Here is a 26,367-nt window from a genome sequence, read left to right as displayed (position 1 = left end):
TGACTAAGCGTTCTCTATAGCTTTGTCAAAACTTTCCATATCAAGTCCGTATTTCACAATCAGCTCTTTTGCCTTAGAGATACTAGCTTCGGTAACTACACCGTTAATAGGTACTGCAACACGAACAACTTGCAAAATTTGTGCAGCTTTTTTATACTCATCTTTTGCATCATCTGGATTTTGACAGTTACGAATAACGTTTATAAGCCCTGACTCAAACCTCCAGTGCTCAAAAACGGTAGCACTCACTTCAGGCGTATCAACGCCTACAACTTCTCTTTCCGCCGCTTCTACATCTTGAAGAGAGAGTAGAGCATCTTTGAATTTTTGTTGAGTTTTATCTGCAATAATTTGTTGGGCAATTAAAACTTTACCTATTTCTACTAAAAATGCCGCAGGTGATAAAATACCTAAAAGTTTGCCCTCTTTTCTTAGACACCATGCTGTCGTTACACCGTGTTGCTTCTTAGAGAGCAAAGAAAACATGTCGCTGTTAATGCCATAAGGAGACAAGTCAAGAGAAAAACTTTTTTTAACGATACTAGCAAGTGCAAAACCTCTTACGGTTCCCATTCCAAAGAGACCTACTGCTTGACTAATTGCATTGATTTCACGGCTAAAGCCGTATAGAGGAGAGTTTGCAGCTTTTAAAATATCTGCCGTTAAAAGAGGGTCTCTTTCCAAAATCTTAACCATGTCGTTAAAAGTACTCTCAGGATTTTGATAAACTGCCTCTATCTGCATTGCAGATTCTGGAAGAGGAGGAAGTTGTTTGATTTTTTTAAGTATATCTTCAGTCATGCGCTCTCTTTTATATATGATGATAAATTGATTTAATGATACATGTATATTCATAAAATACCACTGAATATTTACAAATTATTGATATTATTTTCTCATCATTTTAAAAAAGGAAAAATATGCAAAGAGAAGCTATGCTCACACAATTGGGTTATGTGCCAAATGATGCTTTACTAAAACAGCTCCAAAGGATTGAAGAAAATACTACGGGGTATGAAAAAATACAAAAACATATTATGGATTTACATGACCATTTAAAAATTGACGATGCATATGTTGCTATGTCTAATTCAAATGATTTTTTTAAAATAAAGATTGAGTCTCAAAGCCCTGAAATTGAAGAAGAGGCACATGAAAAGATTAGGCATTTTAGCGAGAAATTTAAAGTTGCTATTAATAAACTAGAAAATAAAAACACCTACTATATCGTAGGTTTTAATCATTAATCGGTTTTTAAATTGCAAGAACCTATGAGCATTGAAGGTTATGATATTTTAATTGAAGAGTTTAAGTTTTTACTTGAAGTCGAAAAACCAAAAGTTGCTCACGAGAAGCTAGTTGCCGCAGCACTTGGCGATAGAAGCGAAAATGCCGATTATCAAGCTGCAAAAGAGAAGCTCCGCCATATTGACAAGAGGCTTTTTTATCTAAACTCAATAATAGAAAAATCTCAGATAATAGACCCTTCGCTGCTCTCACATAAAAAAGTTAGTTTTGGGAGCAGTGTTAAGATAGTGAATCTTCATACGGAAGAAGAGGAGTGTTATACGATTTGCGGAGTTCTAGAATCAGAGCCGCAAAATGGACTTATCTCCGTACACTCTCCTCTTGCTCGCGCAATGATGGGTAGAGAAGTAAATGATGAATTTAAGATTCAGCTGCCACATGTAAAAAAAGAGTATGAAATAGTAGAAATATATTATAAAAACATATTTTCTCTTAAAAAAAACATCCGTACAAAATCAGATTTTTCATTTCATTAAATTTTTTTTATCAACTATTTTTAGATATAATCCATTTTTAAAAACCAAAATCAAATTTTTAGGAATCCCAGTGAGCCAACAACTAGAAAATATTGAAAAAGTACTTGCATCACATAAGCTATCAGGTGAGGACTATGTACATATTAAGCAGATTTTAGGGCGTGAGCCGAATTTAGTGGAGATAGGTATCTTCTCTGCAATGTGGAGTGAGCATTGTTCATATAAATCTTCTAAAGTTCATTTGAGCGGATTCCCGACAAAAGCTCCTTGGGTTATTCAAGGTCCCGGCGAAAATGCAGGTGTAATCGACATAGGCGACGGCTACGCTGCGGTATTTAAAATGGAGTCACATAACCATCCTAGTTTTATAGAACCGTATCAAGGTGCAGCAACCGGTGTAGGCGGAATAATGAGGGACGTATTTACAATGGGTGCTCGTCCCATTGCCAACTTAAATGCGCTTAGATTCGGTAATGTGTTAAAAGATGATAAGATTTCTGCACATCAAAGATATTTGGTTCGCGGCGTTGTTGAGGGAATCGGCGGTTACGGGAACTGTATGGGAGTTCCTACTATCGGCGGCGAGACTAGCTTTGACGAATGCTACAACGGAAATATTTTGGTAAATGCATTTACGCTAGGACTTGCAAAAAGTGATGAGATTTTTTACGGCAGAGCTGAAGGGATAGGCAATCCCGTAATGTATGTCGGTGCAAAAACAGGACGTGACGGACTCGGCGGAGCAGTTATGAGCAGTGATAGTTTTACGGAAGAGTCAAAATCTCTTCGTCCTACCGTTCAAGTTGGAGACCCATTTACTGAAAAACTTCTGCTTGAAGCTTGTTTGGAACTTTTTAAAACTGATTATGTCGTCGGTATTCAGGATATGGGCGCGGCAGGTCTAACTTCAAGTTCATTTGAGATGGCAGGTCGTTCAGGTTCGGGAATGATTATGCATCTTGACCGTGTTCCTGCACGTGAAGAGGGAATGACTCCTTATGAGTTTATGCTAAGCGAATCTCAAGAGAGAATGCTCCTTTGTGCAAAAAAAGGAAGCGAAGCAGAGATTATCAAAATATTTCAGAAGTGGGACTTGGATGTTGCCGTTGTCGGTGAAGTAACTGCTACGGGAAATATGGAACTTTTCTGGCACGGGGATAAAGTTGCGGAAGTTCCCGTTAATCCCGTAAGCGAAGAGGCTCCGGTACTTAATCGCCCGATGAGTCGCCCTGCTTATTTAGATAAAATTTCTCATGTTACAATTGACGATTTTGCAAAAGTTTCAAATCAAGATGCGTTTAATAAACTTACAAAAAGTATGGAAGTAGTCGATAAATCATGGATATACACTCAATATGATTCTATGGTTCAAACAAACACGATTAAAAAAGGCGGAATGCTTGACGCTTCCGTAATTCGTGTTAAAGAGAATAAAAAAGCTCTTGCAATGAGCGCCGATTGTAATGTTCGTTACTGTTACATAGACCCAAAAGGCGGAGCGGCAGCCGCAGTTATCGAGAGCGGCAGAAATGTTGCGATGAGCGGTGCCAGACCTCTTGCGATTACGGATTGTTTAAACTACGGTAACCCTGAAAATCCGGAAGTTATGTGGCAGTTTGGACAAGGATGTTTAGGTATAAAAGAGGCTTGTGCTGCGCTTACTACTCCCGTTATCGGCGGAAATGTATCGCTTTACAATGAGACAAACGGAGTATCGGTTTTTCCTACTCCTTCAATCGCAACTGTCGGTGTAAACGATGATGAAAACAAAGTTTTAATGTCAAGTTTTCAAAACAGCGGAAATGTTCTTTATTTAGTAGGCGAATCAAAAAGCGAATTTGGCGGTTCGCTTTACATGAAAGAGATTTGTCAAACCGTTGCGGGAGTGCTTCCTGAGATTGACTATAAAAAAGAGCTTGCTCTTTGGGATTTGGTAATAGAAGCAAATAAAAAAGGTCTTTTGGAGTGTGCTAAAGATGCAAGTAGCGGCGGTGTAGCTATAGCACTTGCTAAAATGGCTGCTGTTAGCGGACTTGGTTGTGATGTTACTATGAAAGTTGCAGATGAGAGAGATATTTTTGCAGAGAGTATGAGTAGAGCTATCATAGAAGTAAAAGCCGAGAATTGTGCAGTATTTGAAGAGATGCTTGGCAATTTAGTATGTGAGCAGATAGGAACTATCGGCGGTGATACAATAAAAATAAACGATGTGACTATGAGTATGCAAGAGTTGCAAGATAACTACTTCAATACGTTTAAACGTGTTATTGAGAGAGACATTTAATTCTTTTGTCTATCTGCTAAGACAGGCTTGAAAACTTGTTTTAGCTTTTATTTTCTAAATAAATAATCGTTACGTCATCTTCAAATTTATGTTGTGATATTTTCTTCATGCTATCTTTTATACCTGATGGGTTATTTATAATCTCGTTGGGCATACACTCTTTTAAAGCTTCATTTTCATGCTCTAGCAAACCGTCGCTGTAAAGCAAAACCGATTCCCATCCGGCTATATCTATTGTTGTGCAAATAGGAATAGGAGAAAAATTCATAAATACTCCGTTATTTGCTTTAATCTTTATAATCTCATTAGCTTTTTTAATTAAAAACGGATACATTCCGCCCGATGAATATGTAATAGATTTTTTATCCGGACTTATCATTATCATTGTGTAGGATAGTTGTTCTATCTCGCCTAAAAATGTTTTTGCATTAGTATAAAGCCTATGAATTAGCTCATCCAGTGAATTAACATCATATACAAATTGATTAAGCATAGATGATATTGCAAAAACTGTCAAAGCAGGAGATACACCGTGGCCTTGACCATCTATTAGATATAAAAATGTTGCTTTGTTTTTCATCTTATATATTGAGTAGATATCTCCACTTAATATATCTGAAGCAATATGAATAACTGAACACTCTTTATTTCCCATATCATTTATAATGCCTGCTTCAAGTTTCTCTTTTGCTAAATGTTCCTGTTTTGAATTATAGGTATTTATCTTCTCCAGTTTGCTACTTAGTTCTAGAAGCTGTGTAATATCATGTCGTATTGATATATACTCTATAATCTCTCCCTCAGAGTTAAGTATGGGAAAGATTGAAGCATCAACGGTATAGCTAGTTCCATCTTTTCGTAGATTTGTAACTACTCCTTTCCATACATTTTTAGATTGAATTGTTCTCCAAAGTTCTTTAAAAATGGTTGACGGAAGTTTTGGATCTCTTACGATATTATGAGGTTTTCCTATAAGCTCTTCTTCTGTGTAGCCCGATATCTCTATAAACTTACTATTTACATAAGTTATAATGCCTTTTAAATCAGTTTTTGATACGATATTTGTGGCATCTACTATGTCGTGATACTGATTTAGTATAGATAGTTCGTTGTTTGAGATTTGATTTACGCTGCTCATTGTTTTTACTCCTCTTAAACATTTTTATGAAATAATATTTTAGCAAAACAAGTTTGATATAAGATTTAATGATAATATTAAGTGAATTTTTAGTGAAGGTGGTGCCGACACGAGGATTTGAACCCCGGGCCTGCTGATTACAAATCAGCTGCTCTAGCCAACTGAGCTATGTCGGCGAAAAATTAGAAGAGAATTTTATCTTATTAACCTTCAACAAAACTGATTTTATGTAGAATTTCGCTTATGAAAAAAAATATTACTGCAAATACATTTACACCCATATATGATGAGCTTGAAGACAGATTAAGAGTCGTAGTCAACTATGAGGATATTGGCAATAGAGTCGATTTTATGATAACAAGAAATTTTATTTTAAATCTAATTCCATCAGCAGAAGAGTTTATACTTAATTATTACAGCAAAGAACCAATGATTTATGATAGCATAACTGTTAATCCTGAGTCTAATGCTAATGAAAATAAAGTATTTTCAAAAACGGATGCAGTAAACCTTGAACTTTTTCGTACAGAGGAAGAACTTTTACTTGAGGTAAACTTCTCATTTGACTTAGCTACAAAATATACTTTGTTAACATTGAGTTCTAAAAACGTATCTGCAAAAATATCGCTAGATTCGTTTATGCTGCAAAAAATCATACATGTAATAAAGTCTGCTATACCGTTTATGAAATGGGGAATATCGCGACATTTTTAATGCTGAATGACTATGGCACCAATTATTTTTTACTTAATAGGTGTCGGAGTCGTTTAATGAATAATAAAGCTTACTGCAAGTACAATTCTCTTTGAAATAGGTTAAGGAATTTATTTGGCACGTAAAGTTAGAGTTTTTATTGAAAACGCTCCGCAACATGTAATACTAAAAAGTATTGATAATATTACTCTCTTTAAAGAAGAGCAGGATTACATGGTATTTCTTGAAATATTAAAAGAGCTTAGTTTAAATCATGACATGGATATTCATTCGTATATATTAATGCCGCGATACTTTGAGTTTTTAGCTACGCCAAAACATGCGGATGCCTTATCAAAGTATATGCAGAGTTTGGGTAGAAAATATGTAGGCTATTTCAATAAAAAATATAATCGAACAGGCACACTTTGGGAAGGCAGATACAAAGCATCTTTGATAGAAGATAAAAATTATCTCTTTGAAGTGATGAAGTATATAGAGCAACAAGTACATGTAGATTATGCATATAGCAGCGTAGGTAAAAATCTGTTTGGCAAAGCTGACTCCATCGTTACTCAAAATGAGTTGTATAAAAAGCTTGGTTATACGGATGAAAAGAGGCTTGAGCAGTACTCACAATTTTTTTATTCTGGCGTAAATAATGCAAAAAAAGAGTTTATAACTAGTAGTTTGGAAAAACAGCTTGTTACGGGAAGCGTAGATTTTATTAAAAATTTGCAACAGTTAGTCGGTATGACGCTTATCTCAAAAGAGAGAGGGCGTCCAAAAAAAGAAGATGAAGAAAAAAGGAAAAAAATGTATAAGAATTTAGTAGTATTAGACAAAGAGCAACACAAAGATTTAAAAATAAGTCCGATAGAGAATCTATTTTTTGCAAAGCAAAGCGCGTTTATACCGGTGCTGGCAAATGAAGTTGCATTGGTTGGAGCTGCGTTTCCGGTTGTATTTACTTCAGGAGAAAATACATCTCTAGTTTCACTCGTATCACTTGGCGGAGAGAGTTTGGCAATAAATGCAGATGGAAAATGGATTACCTCTTATGTTCCTTCGTATTTGAGAAAATATCCGTTTTCTTTAGCGAGTACCAAAGAAAACCCTAATCAAAAAGTGATACTTATTGATGCAGAATCATCTCTTTTTTCAAAATCAAAAGGTAAACAGCTTTTCAAAAAAGATGGAGAAAAATCTGAAACACTAGCACATGCAATTAATTTTTTAACTTTACACGAAAATCAAGCAGTAGTTACAAGTAATGTTGCAAAAGTGATTACAGACAGCGGGATACTTGAAGAGAGAGAAATTTCTGTCGGCGAAGGCGATGAGAAAAAAGTTCTTGTTAACGGGTTTAAAGTGGTTGATAGAGATAAGTTAAATGCCCTTAGCGATGACATACTAGCTGATTGGGTTAGAAAAGGAATTATCTCTTTAATAGATGCACACCTTAAGTCACTTGATAATATTCAGGCACTTTTTAATATAGCACACCAAAGACAGAGCTAGGGAAATTTATGGCAAAGATAGCACAAAATAGGCAAAAACAGACAAACTCAGAACTGAAAGGGGCTATTTTAGCATCTAAAAAATCATTTATTACAGTTGGTTTTTTTAGTATGATTATAAATATACTTATGTTAGTTCCATCTCTTTACATGTTACAGCTTTATGATAGAGTTTTGACAAGTAGAAGTGAAGGGACTCTTTATATGCTTACCGCAATTGTCGTTGTTTTGTTTATAACAATGGCATTACTGGATATAGTACGTTCAAAGGTACTTGTAAAAGTCGGTAATAAACTTGACGCACTTCTTAGCAAAAGAGTTTTTGATTCGCTTTTTGAGTTAGAAAATAAATATCCCGGAAAAGCATCTTCAATGCCTCTTAATGATTTGACTTCAATCAGACAGTTTATGACAGGCAATGGACTTTTTGCCTTTTTTGACGCTCCATGGATACCGATTTATATAGCTGTTCTTTTTATGTTTCATCCGGTTTTTGGATATTTTTCAATATTTGCGGCTATTGTTTTAGTATCGTTTACGATAATCAACGAGTACTCAACAAAAGCAAAACTTTTAGAAGCAAATAATTTAAATAGAGCATCTACTATCTATGTTGATTCAAATATAAGAAATGCAGAAGTTATTAATGCGATGGGTATGAAGAGTAATATTTTAGGTATATGGCAAGAGAAGTATTACGGTTTTTTAAATGCACAAAACAGTGCAAGCGATAAAGCAGGAGTCTGGTCAAATATTTCAAAAAGTACAAGAATGCTTTTTCAGTCTCTTATCTTAGGTATCGGTGGATATCTTGCTATAAAAATGGAAGTAAGTGCAGGTATGATGATAGCCGGTTCCATAATTATGGGTAGAGCATTGGCTCCACTTGATTTAATAATTGGGAGTTGGAAGGGTTTTAGTGCTGCTAGAACATCTTATGAAAGACTTGATAAACTTTTAAGCGAATTTCCAAAAGATAAAGAGTATATGGAACTTCCTGCTCCTAAGGGCGAAGTGCTTCTAGAAGGAGTAGTGGTTGTTCCTCCAGGTGCGGCTCAGCCATCAATCAGAGGTATCTCTATGATGATAAACAAAGGCGATGTTGTCGGTGTTGTAGGACCGAGTGCTGCAGGAAAGTCATCTTTAGCTAGAATAATACTAGGGTTATGGCCTTTAGCCGCAGGAAAAGCAAGACTCGATAAAGCTGATATCTCTCAATGGGATAAAACATCTTTGGGACGTTATGTAGGTTATCTGCCTCAAGATATTGAACTTTTTGAAGGAACGGTTAGTCAAAATATAGCAAGATTTACTGAAGTTGACTCTGCTAAAGTAGTTGAAGCTGCACAAAAAGCAGGTGTTCATGAGATGATATTAAGGCTTCCTGAAGGGTATGACACAAGAATAGGCGTGGGTGGGGCAACTCTATCAGGTGGTCAAAGACAACGTATAGGTTTTGCAAGAGCAATTTATGACAATCCTGTTTTAGTCGTACTTGATGAGCCAAACTCAAATCTTGACGATCAGGGTGAGGCAGCACTTGTGCAAGCTATACAATCTTTAAAAGAGAACAATACGACTGTTATTTTGATAACTCACAGACCAAATATACTGCAAGTTACAAATAAACTTGCAGTTATAAGGCAAGGTCTTTTGGAAGCATACGGCAATACAAACGATGTGTTGTCAAAAATGGCTGCTGCCGCAAAAGATGCACAAGCTCAAGCACAGGCACAAGCACAAGCTCCTATGACACAAGCTCCGAAAATATCGTTAAGCAAACCAAGTAGTTAGGATGATTATGGAAAATAAAAAAATAACGATGCCATCATACGATGACTCTTCGGTAATTAGATTCGGGTTAGGGTTAATATTTGTAGTATTTGGAGTAATCGGCGGCTGGATGGCTTATGCACCGCTTGCAAGCTCTGCTGTTGCGGTTGGAAATGTTTCTGCAGATTTGGATAAAAAAACAATCCAGCATTTAGAGGGCGGAAAGATTGATACGATATATGTCAAAGACGGTGATAGCGTAAAAAAAGACCAGATTCTTTTGAAGCTTAGCGATGTGCAGATAAAAGCTCAGCTAAATATCTTAAATACACAATATCAGGATGTTTTAGCTCTATTTGCAAGACTAAAAGCACAAAGAGACGGTGATAAAGTAATTGAGTTTTTTCCGGAGTCTAGTGATGAGAATATAATTAAAAATCAAAAAAATATATTTGAAACTACAAAAAGAAAAATCGAAGATGAGAAAATTATTACAAATAACAGAATTACTCAATTGCAAAACCAGATTGATGGACTTAACTCTCTTATAAAAAGTAAAGAGAATAGACGTGCTTCTATAAGTGAAGAGATTTTAGAGTGGGAGTCTCTATACAAACAAAGACTTGTAGATAAACAAAGAATCAGAGATTTGCAACGTGAAAATAATATGATAGAGGGAGATTTAGCTAGCACAAAATCTGACATAGCAAAGATAAATGAGCAGATTAGCGAACTTCAAACTCAACAGCTTTTACGAGAAAAAGAGTTTCAAAAAGAGACATTAGAGAGATATGTTGAAGCAAAATCACAAATGGCTGATATAAAATCCAGAATAACCGCGGCACAAGATACTTTAGAGAGAACGAATGTCGTAGCACCGATAGACGGGGTTGTTGTAGGATTTAATATGAATACTGAGGGTGGTGTAGTAACTCCAGGCAAACCTATACTTGAGATTGTTCCGCAAGACTCTAAGTTAATTGTTGTAGCAAGAGTACAGATAACGGATATCGATAAAGTACATGTAGGACTTCTTGCAGATATTAGATTTTCTGCTTTTAACCTGAGCAAAGCACATGTAGTTGAGGGTAAAGTCGTACATGTATCGGCTGATAGTTTTGTTGATGAGGCTGCTAAAATGCAATATTACAAAGCTAAAATAGAAGTTACTAAAGACGGTATGAAAAGTCTGCAAGATAATAAATTTATCTTAGTTTCCGGTATGCCTGCTGAAGTTATGATTAAAATAGGAGAGAGAACACCGCTTAGCTATTTTGTTAAACCTCTTACGGATATGTTTAGTAGGAGTTTTAATGAAGAGTAGTAAAGTAGCACTCGGTCTCTTTTTTACAGTACTCTGCATTAACTCCTTAAATGCGGAAGTTTTAAATTTTTCAAGAGCTTACGAGTTGGCTATTGAAAATGCAAACACTATCCGTTCATCCGTATATGTCTCACAGTCGGATAAAGAGAAGATAAATCAAGAGGAGTCGCAACTTTATCCTCAGATAAATCTATCTGCATCCTATAAGAAAACGGAGTATATAGCAAATCCTACGAAAAATGAAACCAGACAAGGTTTAATAACTTACTCTCTTACTGGCAGACAGGCTATTTATAATCCTGAAATCTATACAAGAGTAGATATGCAAGAATCAAGAAGCAAATTCTCTCAAACAAAAGTTGAACTTCAAAAAGAGCAGTTGGCACAAGACCTTTTTAATGCTTATATAGATGTTTTAAAATCAAGAAACAAGATAAAACTTTTAGAATCTTACTCAGAGTATAGCAAATCAAGACTTGAAGAGCTGAGTAAAAAATATGAGATGAATCTCTCAAATAAGATGGATTTACTTCAAATGAGAGTAGAGTTTGACTCAACACAGATAGATCTTGACAAAGAGAAGAAGCTATTTGACGTATATGATTTAAAACTAAAACAGCTTATCGGCATTAATGAGTATGAACTCCCAAAAATTGAATCTGATAAGTCAATAATAGACACAATAAACCAAATGAGAGAGAAAGTAATAAGTGATGATACGTTACATGATAGCTTGAGAATAAAACAAGCTTATGATGCTGTTGAAATTTCAAAAGCGGATATGGAAAATGCTAAAAGCGGACATCTGCCTAAAGTAAATTTTGATGTTTCTTATTCAAAATATGATACGGACACTCCGACAATCGATGCGCCGTATGATAGTATTAAGTATGCTATGCTTAGCTTGAGCGTACCGATATACGGAGGTGGTTATGTGTCTTCAAGAGTTGACTCCTCAAGGTTGATGTATATGGCTGCTAATGAAGATTTGCAAAATACAAAAAAAGAGACGCAGGTTATGTATAATGAGTACTTTGCTCTTTTTGAAGCCTCTACCAATTCAGTTTCAATGTATAAAGATGCACTAGTCTCAGCCGAGCTTTATGTTAATGCTATTGAGCAGGGATATGAGCATGGATTAAAAAGTATTATTGACTTAAATGAGGCTAAAAATAAATTTTATGAAGTTAAATATAAATATATAGAAAATATATATGAGATGGTTAACTCATATATAGGGCTATTAATAGTTACAAATAATTTTAAAGATATGGGTTTGTTAGACAAGCTTGTTGAATAAGGATAAAAAAATGAAAAAAGCTATAGTTACCGGTATAACCGGACAAGACGGAGCTTATCTAGCAGAGTTGCTTCTTGAAAAAGGTTATGAAGTTTACGGAACTTACAGACGAACATCATCTGTCAATTTTTGGCGTATAGAAGAGCTTGGAGTTGATAAAAATCCAAACCTTCATCTGGTTGAGTATGACTTGACCGATCAAGCAAATAGTATAAGAATGGTAATGCAGATTCAGCCCGATGAGATATATAATCTTGCGGCTCAAAGTTTTGTGGGAGTTTCGTTTGAGCAACCTCTTGCAACCGCACATATTACGGGACTCGGATGTGTTCACCTGCTTGAAGCAATTAGAATAGTAAATCCGAAAATAAAATTTTATCAGGCATCGACTTCCGAGATGTTTGGCGAGGTTCAAGAGATACCTCAAAAAGAGAGTACGCCTTTTTATCCTAGAAGTCCTTACGGTGTGGCAAAACTTTATGCTCACTGGATGGTAATAAACTATAGAGAATCTTATAATATTTTTGGATGCAGCGGAATTCTTTTTAACCATGAATCTCCTCTTAGAGGAAGAGAATTTGTAACAAGAAAGATTACGGATAGCGTTGCAAAAATCAAGCTTGGCAAATTAGAGTGTATGGAACTTGGAAATATGGATGCAAAAAGAGATTGGGGATTTGCAAAGGATTATGTAGAGGGAATGTATTTGATGCTTCAAGCTCCTAAGCCCGACACTTACGTACTCGCTACAAACAGAACCGAGACGGTTAGAGATTTTGTTACTATGGCATTTAAAGCAGCTGGAATTGAGTTAGAGTTTAAAGGAAGCAACGAAAATGAAGTTGCTATAGATAAAGCAAGCGGCAAGACAGTGGTACGTGTAAATCCAAAATTTTATAGACCTGCAGAGGTCGAACTTCTTATAGGAAATCCTAAAAAAGCTAAAGAAGAACTTGGTTGGGAGCCTAAATGCACACTTGAAGAACTTTGTGCTATGATGGTAAAAGAAGATTTAAGAAGGAATGAGATTGGGCGCAGTTTCTAAAAAAGTTCTTATTTTTGGTATAGACGGCTTTACAGGAAAACATCTCTCTCACTACTTAAAAGAGGTCGGTTATGATGTTTTTGGAACTTCGTATGCCGATACAGAGGACAAATATTTTCAAGTTGACATTACCTATAAAGCAGATATACAAAGAGTACTTGAAGAGGTTGTACCCGATTTTATCATACTCTTGTCGGGTATATCTTTTCCTGCACATGGGCATAATGAAGATTTTTACACGATAAATACAATTGGTGCAATTAATATACTAGATGTGCTTGTAATGCTTGCTCAAAATCCAAAAAAAGTTATCATGGCTAGCAGTGCAACTATTTATGGAAATCAAGGTTTGGAAATTCTTGATGAATCGCTCTGCCCAAAACCTGCAAACCACTACGGTGCAAGTAAATATTCTATGGAATGTTTGGCTGTAAACTATTTTAGTAAATTGAACATAATCATAACAAGACCTTTCAATTATACCGGAGTAGGTCAGGAAGAGAACTTCCTTATTCCAAAAATAGTAAAACATTTTAGAGAAAATAAAAAAGAGATAGAACTAGGCAATCTACATGTAAGTAGAGAATTTAATGATGTTAGCTATGTGTCAGAAGTTTATAAAAAACTTTTAGAGAGCGAGGCTAAGGGCAAAGTCGTAAATATAGCCTCAAATAGAGGTATAAAGCTTTTAGATGTTATAGATATGATGAATGAAATAGCAAAATACGATATAAAAGTAAAAGTAAATCCTGCTTTTGTGCGTCAAGACGAGATAAAAACTCTTACAGGGTCATCCAAAAAACTTTTTGGTTTAATAGGCGAAGTAGAGCAAAAAGAGTTTAAATCTACTCTAAGAGAAATGTTTGAAGCCTGATATTTTAATAGATGCGCTATCTTTGTTATCTTCAATGACGGGACTTGGAAGATATACTTATGAGATATCAAAAGAGCTAAAAAAAGCAGATGATTTTAAATACAGTTATTTTTACGGATATTATTCCGATAAGTTGCTAGAGATATCCGATGCTCCAAATGTAAAAAGCTTAAAATCATTCATTGTAAAAAACTCCTTTTTAAAAAAAATAGTTAGAAGATTGTTATTTTTTATAAGTAGTTTTTCCGCAAAAACTTACGATTTGTATTGGCAACCAAATTTCATACCAAACGAGGGTATAAAAGCTAAAAAAACAGTGACTAGCGTTCATGATTTTTCTTTTATTTTGCATCGTGAGTTTCATCCAAAAGAGAGAATTGAGTATTTCGAGAGATATTTTTTTAAAAATATTTACAAAAGCGATATGATTATCACAGGTTCTTTTTATACAAAGAGTGAAATTATGCAGAGACTTGATTTTAAAGATGATAAAGTAAGAGTCATTTATCACGGTATAAATCATGATGTTTTTAAAGTTTATGATGATTTAGAACTAGATATAAAATTGCCTAAAAAGTATATACTCTCAGTCGGAAGTATAGAGCCTAGAAAAAATCTTTTAGGGCTTTTAAAAGCTTACAATCTTTTAAATGACGAGATAAAAGCGGAATATAAACTGGTTTTAGTCGGTTTTAAAGGGTGGGAAAATAGAGAAATAATGGAGATTGTTAACAATAACAAGGACAATATACATTATCTTGGTTTTGTAAGTGATGAGGAGTTGGCAAAAGTATATAATCTCGCTTCACTTTTTGTATTTGCCTCTTTTTATGAGGGCTTTGGTCTGCCGCCACTTGAAGCTATGGCATGCGGGACTCCTGTCGTTTGTTCAAATTTGACGTCAATGCCTGAAATTTGCTTAGATGCGGCAATATACTGTGATGCTTATGATGCAGATGATATATCAAAAAAGATAGAAATTGTTTTAAAAGATGATACTTTAAAAGAAGAGTTAATCAAAAAAGGCTTAAAAAGAGCAGGCGAATTTACATGGAAGAAGTCTGCCGAGGAACATGTAAAAGTTTTCAAAGAGGTAATGGGTAGTTGAGAGTAGCGATAGTACATGACTGGCTTGTTACAAATGCGGGAGCTGAAAAGGTTTTAAGAGGCATTATAGATGTCTATCCTGACGCGGACATTTATTCTCTTGTAGATTTTTTAAGCGATGAAGATAGAGAAGCAGTTTTAGGCGGTAAAAGAGCAAAAACTTCATTTATACAAAAACTCCCGTTTGCTAAAAATCATTTTAGAAACTATCTTCCTTTTTTCCCGATTGCCATAGAGAGTTTTGATTTAAGCGCTTATGATTTGATAATCAGCTCTTCATGGGCAGTTGCAAAAGGTGTTAAAAAGCATAAAAACCAGCTTCATATCTCATACTGTTATACGCCTATTCGTTATGCTTGGGATTTGTATGATGAATATACTGCCGATTTAAAACAGCCTAAAAAATTTTTGGTACAAACAACCCTAAAATATATAAGAAGATGGGATATAGCAACACTTGATAGAGTAGATTATTTTATAGCGGATTCTAAATTTGTACAAGAACGCATTAAAAGAACATATGGGAGAGACTCTATTGTTATATATCCTCCCGTAGATACGAAAAGCTTTACGTTTAAAAGCGATAAGGATGATTTTTATCTTAGTGCTTCAAGACTGGTACCTTATAAAAAAACAAAACTTATAGTAGAAGCTTTCAATGAGATGAGCGATAAACGGCTTATCGTAATAGGAAGCGGCGAAGAGTATGATGAGATAAAAAAAATAGCAAATCCAAACATATCTGTCTTGGGATTTTGCGAAAATAACATTTTGATAGATTATATGCAGCGAGCAAAGGCTTTTGTTTATGCTGCAGTTGAGGATTTTGGAATTGTGCCTATTGAAGCCATGAGCTGCGGAACACCTGTTATAGCTCTAAATGACGGCGGTACGGCAGAAACAGTTACAAACCATGTAAACGGAGTCCATTTTAAACATCAGACAAAAGAGGATATAACTAGTGCCGTTAATGAGTTTGAGAGTTTAGTTTTTAATCTCTCTGATATATCAAAAAATGCCGAGTATTATGCAAAAGAGAGATTTGAAAAAGAGATAAAAGAGTTTATAAATAGTTTTGAAGTATAATCAAGACTATGAATAATTTTAAATTTAATACTACACGCTATTTGCTGCTACTATTGCTCTTAAGTGTTGATTTCTTGGCACTATATCTATCTTTAAACGTATCGCGGATTTTTCAGGAAGTACATGTAGATATATCTTTATATTTTTGGATTATTATTTTAATACTCTCTTTATTTGCTATTGAGAAGATATATATAGTACGATATGATTTTTGGGGCGATGCAAGAAAGGTGCTAAGAGGATTTATGTTCTCTTTCTTTACTGTTTTTACCGTTATTTCTCTTGCTAAAATATCGAATGACTACTCTGTCTCTTTTTTACTTGAATTTTTTATAGTTGCTATATTTTTTACCCTTCTTTTTAAAAGATTGTTTAAACAACTTTTTTTTATGCTTGATATTTTTAAAATCAGAGTCAAGGTTATGGCAGATGAAGAGAATTATAAAATAATATGTGATGAGATAAAAGACAATTGGTATTTTGGTTATAAACTAAGCGATGAAAATTATGATATCGTTATAGTCTCTTCAAAAGGATTTGATACGGATAAACTTCAAGATAGCATAAAAGAGTTCTCTCAAAATACAAAAGATATATATGTAATTCCATATTTAAACTACCTAAACTTTTCGCATACAACTATAGTTGATTTCTCAAACATAAGATTTTCAGCATTTCATATCGAAAACAGACTTTTAAACTATAAAAATATATTTATAAAGTATTTTTTTGAAAAAATAATCGTCATTTTGCTTTTTCCTTTTACTTTAATTTTACATCTTTTGATAAGTTATCTTATAAAAATCGATTCAAAAGGCGATACCTTTTTTAAACAGCAAAGACTAGGCAGAGACGCCAAAGTTTTTACATGTTATAAATATCGTACCATGTATGAAGAGAGTCAAAATATTTTGGATGAGTATATTTTAAAAAATCCTGATGAGACTGAGTATTTTAAGAAATACCATAAATATAAAAATGATCCCAGAATTACGAAGATAGGCGAGTTTTTAAGAAAAACATCACTTGATGAGTTGCCGCAGTTTTATAATATATTAAAAGGCGATATGAATTTAATCGGTCCACGACCCTACATGCTTAGCGAACTAGATGATATCGGAAAAGGCAATGAAGAGATAATTCTAAAAGTAAGACCCGGAATTACAGGATTATGGCAGGTAAGCGGTAGAAATAAACTGACGTTTAAAAAGAGAGTAGAGTTAGATGTATGGTACATACAAAATTGGTCGCTTTGGATGGATTTTGTCATATTTGTAAAGACGATAAAAGTCGTACTTTTTAAAGTCGGTGCTAAATAAGGCAATATTATGAGCATGCTGCTTAATAAATTTAAGATACAATATTATAAATATTAATATATAAAGGTATTTTATGAATAGTGCCGACAGAATAGATATTCACAAAGATTTATCTAGTAATTTAAAATCAAATTTAGATATACATCTAAGAAAAATGATTGAACTGTTTAAAATAATAGTGTGCAATCATAAAATAGATAACTTAGATAATATGCTTGAGAGACACTCATATAATAACTGTGACATAACATCTATGTTAAATGCAATTTTAAATTCTAAAGTAAAAAATATAGATGATAAGAAGGAGAAAATTTTAGATTTTGAAGATCATCATAGACGATTACATACTCTGCTTGAAAGCCTATTAACAGAATACCAAACAGCAAGAAAGATAAATGAAAAGACATATGAAGACTTTGCAGTAGTAGAGTTTCAATTTATACAGAAGTTAACTGCTTTGATAATTGAGAGTGAAAATTATGAGAAAAATTTTGACGGGCTTACGAATATATTTAATAGAAGATATTTTTTTGAAAAAGTTGATTACGATTTTTCAAAAGCAAGACGAACAAGAACTGATTTTACTATCGTAATGGCAGATATTGACTATTTTAAAAAAATAAATGACGGATATGGACATCAAATAGGTGATGAAGTACTAATAAAAATTAGTAAAATTTTCATTGAACATATTAGGGCGTATGATGTTGTTGCAAGATATGGCGGAGAAGAGTTCATTTTCTTTATATATTCAGATGCGAAAGAGACGGTAACGATAATTAATAGAATTAAAAATATAATTGAAGCTGAAATAATGGAGATAAATACTCATACAATAAAAGTAACATGTTCTTTTGGCGTGGCACAAGATAGAGGAGAATTGTCAATCAGAGAGTTGGTTTCATTAGCCGATAAAGCACTTTACGAGGCAAAAGATAACGGTAGAAATCACATAGTAACTATTTAAATGGTGGAGCTGTGGAGGATCGAACTCCAGTCCGAAACCACGCTACTCCTAACATCTACATGTTTAGTAAAGTCGTTTGTGTTTAATCTTGCTTCACACAACTTGCAAAGCTACGCAAGACGAGCCTCTAAGGTTCTTTTTACGTCCGAGACAAACGTAAAGTATATCTACATAAGGGTTATACTTCGAATCCTGCCTATCTAGAGTCAACAGGTGAAGCAGCCCGACCTCTTACGAGGGGGTAAAACTTAAGCTACTGCTAAAGCTGGGCGATAATTTGTATTGTTTGCGTTTAAGCAAGTTGAGCCGCGTAACGGAAATGCTCAGTCCGACATGCCATTAGAAGCTACTTGATCCCGTCGAAACCAGGTCAGCCCCATATAAATGAAATTATATCAAATATTTATGTACAAAAAGTAAAGAGTACATGTAAAAATTTTCTACACGATTACTACACATTAAAAATAATATACTAAGGAACAAATAAAAAATAATATAACGGAGTATCAAAATGAAAAAGTTTTTAGTAGGGAGTGTTTTAATTTCAAGTCTTGCTTTTGCAGGTGGTTTTATGGAGATGGGAAACAGCGGTGATTTACATGTGATGCTCTCAAGCGAGCGAGTTTTAAGCGAGGGGCAAAACAAAATTAAAGTTGAATTAAATAGAGGTGACCACGGTGGAGTGGTTGTAGCTGCAAAAGATGTTCGAATAAAGTTTTTTATGCCTGAAATGCCCGGAATGCCATATATGGAATCAAAAGATATCTGTAAAAAATCAGGCGAGAGTTTTGAGTGCAGTGTGAATTTTGCAATGAACGGTACTTGGCAGTATCAACTCTTTATAAAAGATGATAAAAACAAAGATTACAAATATAAAGGCAGTGTAACTCTTGGTCAGTCGTCCTCATCGCATAATCATTAAGGTTTAAGTATGAAAGTGCTGACTCTTCTCATCGTACCGTTTATATGTTTTAGTGCAGAATTTGACGATGTGTTCAAAAAGGCAGTTGAACGCTCTCCCGTAATACGAGCGAAATATGAGAAGATTTTAGCATCGCGCCAGACGCTTATAAGTGAGACTACATACAAAAATCCTATTATAACTATCGGTGTGAATGACTTGCTTTTAAACGAAAATTTTCTTAAAAGAGATCTTGAACCTATGCAGACTCAGTTTATAGGTATAACTCAAGAGTTTGAAACATTTGGAAAACTTGATATTAAAGAGGCAATATTTAGAGCTGATACTTTGATTTTAGAGTATGAACTTGAAGATATAAAACTTGAGCTTTATAAAAAAACGGCATTAAATGTAGAGAAAATCGCAACTTTTAGCACTCTTGTAGATATTTTGGAGCAAAAAAAATCAAATCTAGTGATGCTTCTAGGATATTATGAAAGCAGTATCAGCGTTGCCGATGTGTTTAGGATGAGCGTTGAGCTTCAAAAAAAGATATTTGCAGTCGAAGATAAGATTTTGGAACTTAAAGATAATATAGAGTCACTTAAAAATGAGTTTAAATATCTTAGTAATCAAGATTTTATACCGATAAAACAAGTCCAAATCGGTAGTGAGTTTTTTCAAGAAGATATTAAAAAATCTCCAAAATATAAGATATTTGAGATAAAAACAAAGCAGTTGGAACTTCAAAACAGACTTGAAGATAGAAAAAAATATTCAAACGTTAATGTAAACATGAGTTACAATTATCGTGAAAATTTTGATGACTACCTTTCTGTCTCTGCTTCCTTTGCTCTTCCTATTTATGGAACGGAAGAGGCAAAAGTCAAAAAAACAAAACACCTTGTTGCCGAAAATATCCAAAAAGAGGATGGTTACATGTTAAGCGCTATTATGATTTTTCAAAATAACTATAAAAAGGTAGAGTACTTAAATGAAAGAGTAAAAAATCTTGACACGATTTTATACAAGTACAAAGAGTTGAATCTATATGATAAATCAAATATAAAAAATAGTGTAACATTAGAGAAAAATATAGAAAATGAGAATCTGCTTCTTGATTTAGAGATAGAGAAACTAAAATACAAACTGGATATAAAAACGGCTCACTTAGAGCTGTTTTATATCACAAAAGAGAGCATATAATGAAAATTCTTTTTTTAATACTTTTAGGCTTAACGCTACTAGATGCAAAAACGTTTGAGCAAGCTTTTAATATAAACGTTATAAAACCAAAAATGCAAACACAAAAAGTGTCCAAAACTTACTATGCTACAACCTCTTATAACGAGGGCAAAATATATGATATAAATATAAGATTTGACGGTTTTATAGAAAATTTAAAGGCTGATGAACTTTATAAGAGAGTAAAAAAAGGCGATAAGCTTTTTGATATCTACTCAAAGGAGATATATACTCTAAAAAAAGAGCATGTCTCTACAAAAAATTTTCCGGCATTGCAAGCTACTATTTTGGAGAAGCTAAAACTTTACGAACTTGATGATAGTGCAATATCTATAAGCGGTTCTACAATACCTTTTAAGAGCAAGTTTAACGGGGAGATTATTCAAAAAAATGTCAGTGAAGGCTCTTTTGCAAAAGCAGGTTCTACACTTTTTAAAATTGTTGATAATTCCGAGATGTGGATTATTGCAAAAGTTTATCAAAAAGATTATGAGTTCATAAAGCAGGGGATGAATGCCACTGTCGAGATAGAGGGAGTATCTAATCCGATTGCGGCAAAGGTTAGTAAAATATATTCTAAGATAAACAAAAATGATTTGACGTTTGACGTTAGAGTGGATTTGGATAATCAAAATAGTAAAATTATGCCTGACATGTTTGCAAAAGTGAGTTTTAGCAAAACAGCAGATTCCTCTCTTACTCTTCCGAAAGATGCCGTTATAAAAAGAGGCGATAAATATTACGTATTTATAAAAATTTCTCCTAATGAGTATGAACCCAAAGAGGTGGAAGTTAATTATATCGGTGGATATTATCAGATAAGTGGCGGCATAGACGAGACAACGGAAGTTGCACAAAATGCACTCTTCTTGCTTGATAGCGATGCTGTTACTAACGGCTCTTACATGAGCGAAAAGTGGTAATAAGATGGTTGAAAAAGTAATAGAGTTTAGCTCAAAAAATATATTCTTGACTATTATACTGTCAGTTATTTTAACTGCCCTTAGTATATTTAGTCTCAAAAATATTTCACTTGATGCACTCCCTGATCTCTCTCCTCCGCAAGTTATACTTCAAGTTTCATATGCGGGGCAGTCTCCAAAAATCATAGAAGAGCAGGTCTCATATCCGCTTATAAGCTCTTTGATGTCTCTGCCTAATATCAAAACTATTAGAGCTATGAGCAGTTTCCAAAACGCTCTTATCTATATTATTTTTAAAGACGATACGGATATTTACACTGCAAGAAGCAGAATTTTAGAGCAACTTTCCTCCATACTTCCGACTCTGCCCGATGGTGCAAAAGTAAGCATGGGACCGGATGCGACCGGAGTTGGATGGGCTTACCAGTATATATTAAAATCAAATAAACTAAATCTCTCGGAGTTAAGAGATTATCAGGATTACTATTTAAAATATGGTCTTTTGGGTGTTGACGGTGTTAGTGAAATTGCGGCAGTGGGCGGATTTGTAAAAAATTACCAGCTTTTAGTCGATCAAGACAAAATGATAAAATACAACATAGGCATAGACGAGATAACCAATGCATTAAAGAAAAATAATCAAGACAGGGGCGGCGGTGTACTTTTAGATAACGGTTATGAGAAAATTATTCAAGCGCGCGGATATGCTTCAAATATAGATGATATTGAAAATATAACTTTAAAAGTAAACGGTGTAACACCTATAAAGTTAAAAGACATAGGTGAGATAGCCATAGTTCCATCGCCAAGACGCGGTATTGCAGACTTTAACGGTGAGGGCGAAGTCGTTGGCGGTATAGTTTTAGTACGCTATAAAGAGAACCCTTATGAGGTAATTAAAAAGATAAAAGCAAAAATCGAGTCGTTAAAAAGTGATGACGTTGAGATAGTAACGGCTTATGACAGAAGCAAACTGATAGATAAAGCTATAGATACACTAAAAAATACACTTATTGAAGAGTCTATTATCGTTATCATTATTACTGCTCTTTTCTTGTTTCACTTTAGAAGTGCTTTGGTTGTTGTTATCATACTTCCCTTGACTGTACTTCTTAGCTTTTGGCTTATGACGCTCTTTGATATCGGCTCAAATATAATGAGTTTAGGGGGCATCGCCATAGCAATAGGTGCGATGGTTGATGCTTCTATCGTAATGATAGAAAATGCCCATAAACATCTAAGCAAAAGTGACGGAACTAAGAGCAGAGTAGAAATTATTATAGACTCTTCAAAGCAGGTAGGTCGTCCAATCTTTTTTGCTCTAATACTCATTGTTGTCTCATTTTTGCCTATTTTCGCACTTGAAGGTCAAGAAGCAAGGCTATTTTCGCCTCTTGCTTATACAAAGACATTTGCAATGCTTATGGGTGCTATGTTGTCCATTACGCTTGTACCTGTACTAATGATACTTTTTGTGAAGGGCGATATCAAAAAAGAGGAGAACAACTATATAAATAGGTTCTTTATATTTTTATATACTCCTTTGCTAAAACTGTTTTTAAAAATAAAATATTTGATTCTTCTTCTTTCCATTATAGCCGTAGCTTACATGTACCCGCTGTATAATGCTCAAAAATGGGAGTTTATGCCGCAATTAAATGAGCAAGATTTTATGTATATGCCTGTTACGCCTTATGGAATAAGTATTGAACTAGCAAAAGAAATTACTCAAGAGACGGATAAGATTATTAAAAGTTTTCCTGAAGTAGATACCGTTTTTGGAAAAGCAGGTCGTGCAGATAGTGCAACAGACCCGGCGCCTCTTGCTATGATAGAGACTATTATTACTTTTAAAGACAAATCTCTTTGGAGAGAAGGGATGACCTATGAAAAGCTAATGTCAGATATGGAAGCGGCACTTAAAGTAAAAGGGTTGATTAACTCTTGGACATATCCAATTAGGGGCAGAATAGATATGCTCTTAACGGGAATCCGCACACCTCTTGGTATAAAACTTTACGGAGATAATAACAAGATATTGGAAGAGATATCTTCACAGATAGAACAGAAGCTAAAAACTATGCCACTTACGTTAAGCGTATCTGCGGATAAGTCAAATAGCGGGTATTTTCTTGATATAGATATTAAGCAAGAGAGCTTATCAAGATATGGGCTTCAAAAACAAGTAATACTAGATACTATCTCTCTTGGTGTAGGAGGATTGGGAGTAAGCACATTCATAGACGGTCTTAAACGTCATCCGATATCTATAAGGGTTAATTCAGAACAAAGAGAAAATATAGACAAAATCAAAGAGCTAAAGGTCAAAACAAAATCAGGTTTTTTGCCTATTAATATGTTTGCAGATATAAAATACACCGAAGGTCCTAGTGTAATAAAAAGTGAAAAGGGGATGAAAGTCTCTTTTGTTTATATTACGCCAAAAAGTGATGTAAGTGTAGATGAATATAAAAGTGCGGCTAAAAATCTACTGCAAAGCATAGACCTTCCAAAAGGGTACTATTATGAGTTTGCAGGACAGAGCGAGTACTTGGAATCGGCTAAAGAGAGACTAAGCTTTATTGTTCCTATAGTCCTAATTAGTATATTTGTTCTAATCTATTTTGCTCTTAAAGATGCAATAAACTCTCTTATAGTCTTTTTAACACTACCTTTTGCAGTTCTTGGAGGACTTTTATATATAGACTATTTAGGATTTAATCTTTCAGTCGCAGTAATAGTAGGCTTTTTAGCACTTCTTGGTATTGCCGCAGAGACGGCTATAGTTATGGTTATCTACCTTGAAGAGGCTATAGAAGAGAATATATCTACGCATGAAGAAGCAATTATTAGAGGTTCTGCAGGACGTCTAAGACCTAAACTTATGACTGTTTTTGCAATACTCGGCGGGCTTGTGCCTATTATGTATATTCATGGAGTAGGGAGCGAAGTTATGCAAAGAATTGCGGCACCTATGATAGGCGGAATAGTAACCTCTGCTATTTTAACGCTTCTTATCATTCCTTTGTTATATTCTATAAGAAAAAGATAGTAAAATGACACAATGAAGATTTTATTATTAGAAGACGATGTAATTTTATCGGAAATATTAAGTGAACATTTAAGCGAGAAGGGTTATCAAGTTTTATCGGCTTATGACGGTGAAGATGCTTATGATAAAATAGTTAAAAATGGGTATGACTTAATGCTCTTAGATGTCAACGTACCGCTTTTAAACGGTTTTGAGCTTCTAAAACTTTTAAAAGAGCAGCATATACATATACCGACTATTTTTATTACCTCGCTTGATTCTGCATATGATTTAAAAAAAGGGTTTGATTTGGGGTGCGATGATTATCTCAAAAAACCATTTGATTTGATGGAACTTGATGCAAGGATAAATCATCTTCTTAAAGTACATAATTTAAACTCCTTACATGTAGTTATAGATAGCAAAAGTTACCTTGATAAACTTACTTATGAACTTGTCAAAGAGGGCAAAAGAGTAAAACTTTCAAAAAAAGATTTTGAAATTATTAAGTATCTTCTATCACAAAAAGATAAAATTGTCTCACATGTAGAACTCTGTGCTAATATTTGGATAGATAGCGAAATACCGACCGATGCAACGCTGAGAACGCATATCAAAAATATCAGGATGCATCTAGGCAGGGATTTTATAACTACTATAAAAGGGGTCGGATATAGAGTTAACATCAAATGAAAAAAGGTCTCTTTACGGCTTTTTAGGGCTTTATCTTAGTTCATCTATTTTGCTGATTGTCTTTATGGCTTTTAGTTTTTACGGTTATGAATCTTCCAATATTATCTCAATGAAAAAAGAGAAGATGCAAAATATTGCTCTTAACATCTCTTCTAAGATAATAGCTTCATATATGCGCTCGGAGCCTCTTAGTGTCGATGCCGTAAATGGATATGAGATAACTCTCTACGATTCAAATAAAGTTTTATTATATGGGTTGCCTTTAAATGGTATAGAGTTTAAGCAAGGCTTTTATCATGATGATAAATTTGACTATTTTATTGACCTTAGCCCACAGCTTCATCACGGTGTAAAGTATTTGGTACTAAAGAGCAAAAATGCTAATGAAGAGATTTCAAAACTAATACAGAGCACTCTATTTATAGCTATATTTTCTGTTGTTTTAGTTGTTGTTGTCGGCTATTTTTTGACAAAAATGTTTTTAAAACCTATACAAAGTGAGAGAATAAAACTGGATAAGTTTATAAAAGATTCGACTCATGAGTTAAATACTCCGATAACAGCTATTTTGATGAGTATCGATAGGCTTAAAAAAGAGAATATTGATGAGAAGATTTTAAAGAGAGTGCAAATCAGTGCAAAAAGAGTTCAGAAAATTTACTCAGACTTAACATACCTGCTTTTAGAAAACAAAAATCAAGAAGCAAAAAAAATCAATCTAAAAGATATCATAGAAAATGAACTTACTCTCTATGAAGATTTGGCATCTAAAAAATCACTTACCATACATAAAGAGTTAGAGAATATGTTCTTTACTATTGATGAGGTAAGTGCTCAGAGACTCTTTAGCAATCTAATATCAAATGCTATTAAATACAATAGGCACGGTGGCAAAATAGAGTTAAAACTTGTGCAAAACGAGTTTATAATCAGCGATAGCGGTATAGGAATAAAAAAAGAGCTTCAAGGCAAAATTTTTGATAGATTTTACAGAGCTAACGAGTATGAAGGCGGTTTCGGAATTGGTTTGGATATCGTTAAAAGAGTGTGTAGCAGATACGGTATAAACATAGAAGTCTCTTCTAAGGAAAAGGTTATGACCAGTATAAAGTTAAAGTTTTAAAAAATAGGTGGTGGCCAATCTCGGAATCGAACCAAGGACACAATGATTTTCAGTCATTTGCTCTACCGACTGAGCTAATTGGCCATATAAGAAATAGTAATTGTTTTAAAAGAGGTGGTGGCCAATCTCGGAATCGAACCAAGGACACAATGATTTTCAGTCATTTGCTCTACCGACTGAGCTAATTGGCCATCTTTTAAAGAGCGCAATTGTAGCTAGTAAGGACTGAAAGTTAGC

The 26,367-nt window shown here is 34.2% G+C and carries 22 protein-coding genes, 3 tRNA genes and 1 other RNA gene; 20 read left to right on the top strand and 6 right to left on the bottom strand.

The annotated features are described in order from the left end of the window. Positions 1-3: 3 nt before the first annotated feature. Positions 4-801 carry an HDOD domain-containing protein gene (locus A2530_RS05210; protein ID WP_294886270.1) on the bottom strand — a complete coding sequence of 266 codons (798 nt, stop codon included), beginning with the start codon at positions 799-801 and terminating at the stop codon, positions 4-6. 119 nt (positions 802-920) lie between these two features. On the opposite strand from A2530_RS05210, the gene A2530_RS05205 reads away from it, so the two are divergent. The 3 genes from A2530_RS05205 (at position 921) to purL (ending at position 4,068) form a co-directional block, all read left to right on the top strand. Beyond that, the gene (locus A2530_RS05205; RefSeq protein ID WP_294886268.1) at positions 921-1,247 is read left to right on the top strand and encodes a hypothetical protein; all 327 of its coding nucleotides are present in this window, start codon (positions 921-923) and stop codon (positions 1,245-1,247) included. A 12-nt stretch (positions 1,248-1,259) separates the two neighbouring features. Next, positions 1,260-1,784 (top strand): transcription elongation factor GreA, encoded by a 525-nt coding sequence (greA, locus tag A2530_RS05200; protein ID WP_294886266.1) that lies wholly within the window; start codon positions 1,260-1,262, stop codon positions 1,782-1,784. A 70-nt stretch (positions 1,785-1,854) separates the two neighbouring features. Next, positions 1,855-4,068, top strand: coding sequence for a phosphoribosylformylglycinamidine synthase subunit PurL (gene purL, locus A2530_RS05195; RefSeq protein WP_294886264.1), 2,214 nt, complete (start codon positions 1,855-1,857; stop codon positions 4,066-4,068). Between the two features lie 40 nt (positions 4,069-4,108). Here purL and A2530_RS05190 read toward each other — a convergent pair whose 3' ends face one another. Continuing rightward, on the bottom strand, positions 4,109-5,206 hold the full coding sequence (locus A2530_RS05190) for a PAS domain S-box protein (protein ID WP_294886263.1): 1,098 nt from the start codon (positions 5,204-5,206) through the stop codon (positions 4,109-4,111). A gap of 99 nt (positions 5,207-5,305) precedes the next feature. Continuing rightward, positions 5,306-5,382: transfer RNA gene (locus A2530_RS05185), tRNA-Thr, on the bottom strand. Positions 5,383-5,449: 67 nt separating this feature from the next. Between A2530_RS05185 and A2530_RS05180 the strand changes: the two genes are divergently transcribed. From A2530_RS05180 to A2530_RS05130, 11 genes are all read left to right on the top strand, one after another. Further along, positions 5,450-5,920: a hypothetical protein gene (locus A2530_RS05180; RefSeq protein ID WP_294886262.1), complete on the top strand. Its 471-nt coding sequence runs from the start codon at positions 5,450-5,452 to the stop codon at positions 5,918-5,920. Positions 5,921-6,034: 114 nt separating this feature from the next. Beyond that, positions 6,035-7,420 (top strand): SapC family protein, encoded by a 1,386-nt coding sequence (locus A2530_RS05175; RefSeq protein ID WP_294886260.1) that lies wholly within the window; start codon positions 6,035-6,037, stop codon positions 7,418-7,420. A gap of 8 nt (positions 7,421-7,428) precedes the next feature. After that, positions 7,429-9,213, top strand: a complete 1,785-nt coding sequence (locus tag A2530_RS05170) for a type I secretion system permease/ATPase (protein WP_294886259.1) — start codon at positions 7,429-7,431, stop codon at positions 9,211-9,213. A 7-nt stretch (positions 9,214-9,220) separates the two neighbouring features. Then, the gene (locus tag A2530_RS05165) at positions 9,221-10,516 is read left to right on the top strand and encodes an HlyD family type I secretion periplasmic adaptor subunit (protein WP_294886257.1); all 1,296 of its coding nucleotides are present in this window, start codon (positions 9,221-9,223) and stop codon (positions 10,514-10,516) included. Then, positions 10,506-11,816, top strand: coding sequence for a TolC family protein (locus tag A2530_RS05160; RefSeq protein ID WP_294886255.1), 1,311 nt, complete (start codon positions 10,506-10,508; stop codon positions 11,814-11,816). Before A2530_RS05165 ends, A2530_RS05160 begins: the two co-directional genes overlap by 11 nt. Before the next feature lie 10 nt (positions 11,817-11,826). After that, complete coding sequence (gmd, locus tag A2530_RS05155; RefSeq protein WP_294886254.1) at positions 11,827-12,861, top strand: GDP-mannose 4,6-dehydratase; 1,035 nt, start codon at positions 11,827-11,829, stop codon at positions 12,859-12,861. Beyond that, on the top strand, positions 12,839-13,735 hold the full coding sequence (locus tag A2530_RS05150) for an NAD-dependent epimerase/dehydratase family protein (protein WP_294886252.1): 897 nt from the start codon (positions 12,839-12,841) through the stop codon (positions 13,733-13,735). Before gmd ends, A2530_RS05150 begins: the two co-directional genes overlap by 23 nt. Beyond that, positions 13,725-14,843: a glycosyltransferase family 1 protein gene (locus A2530_RS05145; RefSeq protein WP_294886251.1), complete on the top strand. Its 1,119-nt coding sequence runs from the start codon at positions 13,725-13,727 to the stop codon at positions 14,841-14,843. Before A2530_RS05150 ends, A2530_RS05145 begins: the two co-directional genes overlap by 11 nt. Next, positions 14,840-15,928 carry a glycosyltransferase gene (locus A2530_RS05140; RefSeq protein WP_294886249.1) on the top strand — a complete coding sequence of 363 codons (1,089 nt, stop codon included), beginning with the start codon at positions 14,840-14,842 and terminating at the stop codon, positions 15,926-15,928. The genes A2530_RS05145 and A2530_RS05140 overlap by 4 nt, the downstream gene beginning before the upstream one ends. A gap of 8 nt (positions 15,929-15,936) precedes the next feature. Continuing rightward, the gene (locus tag A2530_RS05135; protein ID WP_294886248.1) at positions 15,937-17,247 is read left to right on the top strand and encodes a sugar transferase; all 1,311 of its coding nucleotides are present in this window, start codon (positions 15,937-15,939) and stop codon (positions 17,245-17,247) included. A 73-nt stretch (positions 17,248-17,320) separates the two neighbouring features. Further along, positions 17,321-18,214, top strand: a complete 894-nt coding sequence (locus tag A2530_RS05130) for a GGDEF domain-containing protein (RefSeq protein ID WP_294886246.1) — start codon at positions 17,321-17,323, stop codon at positions 18,212-18,214. 1 nt (position 18,215) lies between these two features. Here the strand turns inward: A2530_RS05130 and ssrA are convergent. Beyond that, positions 18,216-18,592: a transfer-messenger RNA gene (gene ssrA, locus A2530_RS05125) on the bottom strand. A gap of 133 nt (positions 18,593-18,725) precedes the next feature. Between ssrA and A2530_RS05120 the strand changes: the two genes are divergently transcribed. The 6 genes from A2530_RS05120 to A2530_RS05095 all read left to right on the top strand — a co-directional run bounded on the left by A2530_RS05120 (position 18,726) and on the right by A2530_RS05095 (position 26,130). Further along, complete coding sequence (locus A2530_RS05120) at positions 18,726-19,136, top strand: FixH family protein (protein WP_294886245.1); 411 nt, start codon at positions 18,726-18,728, stop codon at positions 19,134-19,136. Between the two features lie 9 nt (positions 19,137-19,145). Then, a complete protein-coding gene (locus tag A2530_RS05115; RefSeq protein ID WP_294886243.1) occupies positions 19,146-20,321 on the top strand; it encodes a TolC family protein in 1,176 nt (391 codons plus the stop codon). Beyond that, a complete protein-coding gene (locus A2530_RS05110; RefSeq protein WP_294886241.1) occupies positions 20,321-21,283 on the top strand; it encodes an efflux RND transporter periplasmic adaptor subunit in 963 nt (320 codons plus the stop codon). The genes A2530_RS05115 and A2530_RS05110 overlap by 1 nt, the downstream gene beginning before the upstream one ends. 4 nt (positions 21,284-21,287) lie before the next feature. After that, positions 21,288-24,335 (top strand): CusA/CzcA family heavy metal efflux RND transporter, encoded by a 3,048-nt coding sequence (locus tag A2530_RS05105; RefSeq protein WP_294886239.1) that lies wholly within the window; start codon positions 21,288-21,290, stop codon positions 24,333-24,335. A 12-nt stretch (positions 24,336-24,347) separates the two neighbouring features. Next, positions 24,348-25,007, top strand: coding sequence for a response regulator transcription factor (locus tag A2530_RS05100; protein WP_294886237.1), 660 nt, complete (start codon positions 24,348-24,350; stop codon positions 25,005-25,007). Positions 25,008-25,071: 64 nt separating this feature from the next. Then, positions 25,072-26,130, top strand: coding sequence for a HAMP domain-containing sensor histidine kinase (locus A2530_RS05095; protein ID WP_294886236.1), 1,059 nt, complete (start codon positions 25,072-25,074; stop codon positions 26,128-26,130). Between the two features lie 8 nt (positions 26,131-26,138). On the opposite strand, the gene A2530_RS05090 is transcribed toward A2530_RS05095, so the two are convergent. Together A2530_RS05090 and A2530_RS05085 are read right to left on the bottom strand one after the other, a co-directional pair. Continuing rightward, positions 26,139-26,214 (bottom strand) — tRNA-Phe (locus tag A2530_RS05090). A gap of 31 nt (positions 26,215-26,245) precedes the next feature. Further along, a tRNA-Phe gene (locus tag A2530_RS05085) sits at positions 26,246-26,321 on the bottom strand. Between the last annotated feature and the right edge of the window lie 46 nt (positions 26,322-26,367).

This window comes from Sulfurimonas sp. RIFOXYD2_FULL_34_21, assembly GCF_001830805.1.
Lineage (GTDB): Bacteria > Campylobacterota > Campylobacteria > Campylobacterales > Sulfurimonadaceae > Sulfurimonas.
The sequence above is the reverse complement of the archived record's forward strand: the minus strand, read 5'-3'. Positions and strand labels throughout refer to the sequence as shown.

What these genes read in the sequence shown, in the direction of transcription:
- A2530_RS05210 (WP_294886270.1), bottom strand. Translation starts at nt 801, where the DNA reads ATGACTGAAGATATACTTAAAAAAATCAAACAACTTCCTCCTCTTCCA.
- A2530_RS05205 (WP_294886268.1), top strand. Translation starts at nt 921, where the DNA reads ATGCAAAGAGAAGCTATGCTCACACAATTGGGTTATGTGCCAAATGAT.
- A2530_RS05190 (WP_294886263.1), bottom strand. Translation starts at nt 5,206, where the DNA reads ATGAGCAGCGTAAATCAAATCTCAAACAACGAACTATCTATACTAAAT.
- A2530_RS05180 (WP_294886262.1), top strand. Translation starts at nt 5,450, where the DNA reads ATGAAAAAAAATATTACTGCAAATACATTTACACCCATATATGATGAG.
- A2530_RS05170 (WP_294886259.1), top strand. Translation starts at nt 7,429, where the DNA reads ATGGCAAAGATAGCACAAAATAGGCAAAAACAGACAAACTCAGAACTG.
- A2530_RS05165 (WP_294886257.1), top strand. Translation starts at nt 9,221, where the DNA reads ATGGAAAATAAAAAAATAACGATGCCATCATACGATGACTCTTCGGTA.
- A2530_RS05160 (WP_294886255.1), top strand. Translation starts at nt 10,506, where the DNA reads ATGAAGAGTAGTAAAGTAGCACTCGGTCTCTTTTTTACAGTACTCTGC.
- gmd (WP_294886254.1), top strand. Translation starts at nt 11,827, where the DNA reads ATGAAAAAAGCTATAGTTACCGGTATAACCGGACAAGACGGAGCTTAT.
- A2530_RS05150 (WP_294886252.1), top strand. Translation starts at nt 12,839, where the DNA reads ATGAGATTGGGCGCAGTTTCTAAAAAAGTTCTTATTTTTGGTATAGAC.
- A2530_RS05135 (WP_294886248.1), top strand. Translation starts at nt 15,937, where the DNA reads ATGAATAATTTTAAATTTAATACTACACGCTATTTGCTGCTACTATTG.
- A2530_RS05130 (WP_294886246.1), top strand. Translation starts at nt 17,321, where the DNA reads ATGAATAGTGCCGACAGAATAGATATTCACAAAGATTTATCTAGTAAT.
- A2530_RS05120 (WP_294886245.1), top strand. Translation starts at nt 18,726, where the DNA reads ATGAAAAAGTTTTTAGTAGGGAGTGTTTTAATTTCAAGTCTTGCTTTT.
- A2530_RS05115 (WP_294886243.1), top strand. Translation starts at nt 19,146, where the DNA reads ATGAAAGTGCTGACTCTTCTCATCGTACCGTTTATATGTTTTAGTGCA.
- A2530_RS05110 (WP_294886241.1), top strand. Translation starts at nt 20,321, where the DNA reads ATGAAAATTCTTTTTTTAATACTTTTAGGCTTAACGCTACTAGATGCA.
- A2530_RS05105 (WP_294886239.1), top strand. Translation starts at nt 21,288, where the DNA reads ATGGTTGAAAAAGTAATAGAGTTTAGCTCAAAAAATATATTCTTGACT.
- A2530_RS05100 (WP_294886237.1), top strand. Translation starts at nt 24,348, where the DNA reads ATGAAGATTTTATTATTAGAAGACGATGTAATTTTATCGGAAATATTA.
- A2530_RS05095 (WP_294886236.1), top strand. Translation starts at nt 25,072, where the DNA reads ATGGCTTTTAGTTTTTACGGTTATGAATCTTCCAATATTATCTCAATG.